Source organism: Phenylobacterium sp. (assembly GCF_020402505.1).
Classification (GTDB): Bacteria; Pseudomonadota; Alphaproteobacteria; order Caulobacterales; family Caulobacteraceae; genus Phenylobacterium.
Map to the genome: position 1 here is coordinate 1 of NZ_JADBZL010000065.1, position 3,525 is coordinate 3,525.

Sequence of the window (3,525 nt, forward strand, 5' to 3'; positions counted from 1 at the left end):
CGCCGAGCCGAAGAAGTCCGGCAAGGCGAAGGAGGCGGCGCGGTGATCGGGCGGGGTTCGAAGGCCGGCGTGAGCCGGATCGGTCTGGAGGCTTAGGGGCGTATCGTGGTCGGCATTCTCGAAGACAAGGACCGGATCTTCACCAACCTCTACGGTCGCCATGACTGGGGCCTGGAGGGGGCGAAGCGGCGCGGCGCCTGGAATGGCGTGCGGCTCATGCTCGAGCAGAGCCCCGAGTGGGTCTGCGACCAGATCAAGGCCTCAGGCCTGCGCGGCCGGGGCGGGGCGGGCTTCTCCACCGGTCTGAAGTGGACCTTCATGCCCAAGGCCGAGAGCGAGCGCCCTCACTACCTCGTCATCAACGCCGACGAGTCCGAGCCGGGCACCTGCAAGGATCGCGAGATCCTGCGAAACGACCCGCACCTCCTGATCGAGGGCGCCCTGATCGCCAGTTACGCCATCCGCGCGCACACCTGCTACATCTACATCCGCGGCGAGTACGTGCATGAGCGCGAGCGCCTGGAGGCCGCCATCAGGCAGGCCTACGAGGCCAGGCTGATCGGCAAGGGCAACGTCCACGGCTGGGACTTCGACCTCTTCGTCACCCACGGCGGCGGCGCCTATATCTGCGGTGACGAGACCGCCCTGATGGAGAGCCTTGAGGGCAAGAAGGGCCAGCCGCGCCTGAAGCCGCCCTTCCCGGCGGGGGCGGGCATCTATGGCTGCCCGACCACGATCAACAACGTCGAGTCGATTGCGGTGGTGGGAACCATCCTGCGTCGCGGCGCATCCTGGTTTGCGGGCTTCGGCCGGCCCAACAATACGGGCACCAAGCTGATGGCCATCTCCGGCCACGTGAACAAGCCCTGCGTGGTCGAGGAGACCATGTCCATCCCCCTCAAGCAGCTGCTCGAGGACCACTGCGGCGGCGTCCGCGGCGGCTGGGGCAACCTCAAGGCGGTGATCCCGGGCGGCTCCTCGGTGCGCATGATCCCGGCCCACGAGGCCGAGACGGCTCTGATGGATTTCGACTCCCTGTCGGCCCTCAAGTCGGGCCTTGGCACGGCGGCGGTGATCGTCATGGACCAGTCCACAGACATCGTCCGCGCCATCGCCCGACTGTCCTACTTCTACAAGCACGAGAGCTGCGGCCAGTGCACGCCCTGCCGCGAGGGCACGGGCTGGATGTGGCGGGTCATGGAGCGCATGGCCACCGGCGAGGCGGAGATGAAGGAGATCGACATGCTCCTCGACGTCGCCAGCCAGATCGAGGGGCACACCATCTGCGGCCTCGGCGACGCCGCCGCCTGGCCGATCCAGGGCCTGTTCCGTCACTTCCGCCACGAGGTCGAGGAGCGGATCACCAACTACCGTGCGGGCAAGCCGCACGTGCAGGGCGCCTCCCTGCAGGCGGCGGAGTAATCGGATGCCCAAAGCCAAGGTCAACGGCGTCGAGGTCGAGTTCGAGCCCGGCATGACGGTCCTGCAGGTGGCGGAGCTGGCCGGGGAGGAGATTCCGCGCTTCTGCTATCACGAGCGCCTGTCCATCGCGGGCAACTGCCGGATGTGCCTGGTCGAGGTAAAGCCCGGCCCGCCCAAGCCGCAGGCCTCCTGCGCCCTGCCGGCCGCGGACAACCAGGAGATCTTCACCAACACCCCGATGGTGAAGAAGGCCCGCGAGGGGGTGATGGAGTTCCTCCTCATCAACCACCCCCTGGACTGCCCGATCTGCGACCAGGGCGGGGAGTGCGACCTGCAGGACCAGGCCATGGGCTATGGCCGCGACGACAGCCGCTTTGCGCTGAACAAGCGGGCCGTCGAGGAAAAGGCCATGGGTCCCCTGATCAATACGGTCATGACCCGGTGCATCCAGTGCACCCGCTGCGTGCGCTTCATCACCGAGGTCGCCGGGGTTCCGGAGATCGGCCTCATCTCGCGCGGCGAAGATGTTGAAATCACGACCTATCTGGGCAGCGCCGTCACGTCGGAGCTGTCCGGCAACGTCATCGACCTCTGCCCGGTCGGCGCCCTGACCTCCAAGCCCTACGCCTTCAACGCCCGCCCCTGGGAGCTGAAGAAGACCGAGACCGTCGATGTCATGGACGCCATGGGCGCGGCCATCCGCGTCGACAGCCGCGGCCCGGCGGTCCTTCGAGTGCTTCCGCGGATCAATGACGAGATCAACGAGGAGTGGATCTCCGACAAGACCCGGTTCGCCGTCGACGGCCTGTCTCGCCAGCGCCTGGACACCCCCTACATCCGCGAGAAAGGCCGCCTGCGGCCCGCGACCTGGGCTGAGGCCCTGTCCCTGGCCGCTGACCGCCTGTCCGCCGCCGCGCCCGCCAGGATCGGCGCCATCGCCGGCGACCTGCAGGACGCCGAGTCCCTGAAGGCGACGCTCGACCTCTTCCGGGCCCTGGGCTCCGCCAACACCGACTGCCGCCAGGATGGCATGGCCCTGGGGACGGGGCCGCGGGAGTCCTGGCTGTTCAACGCCACCATCGCCGGGCTTGAAGAGGCCGACGCGATCCTCCTGGTGGGGACCAACCCCCGCTTCGAGGCGCCTGTCCTGAACGCCCGTCTGCGCCGCCGCTGGCTGGCGGGAGCGCTGGAGGTCGGCCTCGTCGGCGAGGCCGCAGACCTCACCTATGACTTCGATCACCTTGGCGAGACCGCCTCCGCCCTGACCGCCCTGGCCAAGGCCCGGACCGGCTTCGCCAAGGTGCTGAAGTCCGCCAAGGCTCCGGCCCTGATCATCGGCGCCGGCGCCCTGTCCGGCCCGCAGGGCGCCGCTGTCGCCCACGCCGCCGCCGAGGTCGCCAAGGCCTTCGGCATGAGCTGGAATGTCCTCCACACCGCCGCCTCCCGGGTCGGCGGGCTGGACATGGGCTTCATCCCCGGGGAGGGCGGTCTCGACGCCCGGGCCATGACGGCCAAGGGCGCCCTCGACGTCCTCTTCCTGCTGGGCGCAGACGAGATCGACCTGTCGGCCTCGGACGCCTTCCGCATCTACCTCGGCTCGCACGGCGACGCCGGCGCCCATGCGGCGGACCTGATCCTGCCCGGCGCCGCCTACACCGAGAAGGACGGCCTCTACGTCAACCTCGAGGGCCGGGTGCAGATGGGCCAGAGGGCGGTCTTCCCCAAGGGCGAGGCCCGGGAGGACTGGACCATCCTGCGCGCCCTGTCCGAGCGGCTCGGCAAGACCCTGCCATATGACAGCCTTGACCAGCTGCGCGCCCGGCTCTTCGCCGACCATCCCACCTTCGGCCAGATCGACTGGGCGCCCAAGGGGCAGGCGGACCTGTCGGCCATCGGTGCGGCCGGCGAGGTTGGCGACGCACCGCTCGCCAGCGCTGTGAAGGCCTTCCATCTCACCAACCCGGTCGCGCGCGCCAGCGTGACCATGGCCGAGTGCGCCGCCCTGGCGGCGGGCCCGGCGAAACTGGCGGCGGAGTAGGGCATGGACGCGGCGCAATCCTTCTGGGCCACGCCGGGCGGCTGGACCCTGATCACCGTCCTGCA

At 69.3% G+C, this 3,525-nt stretch carries 2 protein-coding genes; both read left to right on the forward strand.

Annotated elements, in window-relative coordinates; genetic code table 11:
• Positions 1–105: 105 nt before the first annotated feature.
• Positions 106–1,422 carry an NADH-quinone oxidoreductase subunit NuoF gene (nuoF, locus tag IM632_RS05305; protein ID WP_296552071.1) on the forward strand — a complete coding sequence of 439 codons (1,317 nt, stop codon included), beginning with the start codon at positions 106–108 and terminating at the stop codon, positions 1,420–1,422.
• Positions 1,423–1,426: 4 nt separating this feature from the next.
• Positions 1,427–3,460, forward strand: a complete 2,034-nt coding sequence (nuoG, locus tag IM632_RS05310; RefSeq protein ID WP_296552072.1) for an NADH-quinone oxidoreductase subunit NuoG — start codon at positions 1,427–1,429, stop codon at positions 3,458–3,460.
• Positions 3,461–3,525 lie beyond the last annotated feature (65 nt).

Coding starts and splice junctions, on each gene's coding strand:
- nuoG (WP_296552072.1), top strand. CDS start 1,427: ATGCCCAAAGCCAAGGTCAACGGCGTCGAGGTCGAGTTCGAGCCCGGC.